Annotated in this window: 1 protein-coding gene; it reads left to right on the top strand. The window is 58.4% G+C overall.

All coding sequences use genetic code 11. The features are described 5' to 3' along the window. Positions 1-243: TIM barrel protein (locus SB764_RS43835; protein ID WP_410867285.1), on the top strand; the 243-nt coding region annotated here is incomplete at both ends.

The following is a 243-nucleotide window of genomic DNA, read 5'->3' as shown; positions in this document are numbered from 1 at the left end:
CAATGATGCTGGATCTGTATCACGCCCAGATCGGTGAGGGAAACCTCATCGAATTGATTATCAAGGCCCAACAGTGGGTTGGAGAAATTCAAGTTGCCGACGTCCCGGGCCGATTCGAACCCGGGACGGGGGAAATCCGGTACCCCGCTGTCGCCAAGGTATTGGCCGGCATTGGTTATGAAGGCGTCGTCGGTCTTGAGGCCGCGGCAGCAGGGGGGCCCGGGATCGAATCAAGCGATCATG

It is taken from the genome of Paraburkholderia sp. SIMBA_027 (assembly GCF_046535315.1).
Taxonomy (GTDB): Bacteria; Pseudomonadota; Gammaproteobacteria; order Burkholderiales; family Burkholderiaceae; genus Paraburkholderia; species Paraburkholderia tropica.
Note: the sequence above shows the minus strand (reverse complement) of the source record. Positions and strands in the feature narration are given on the sequence as shown.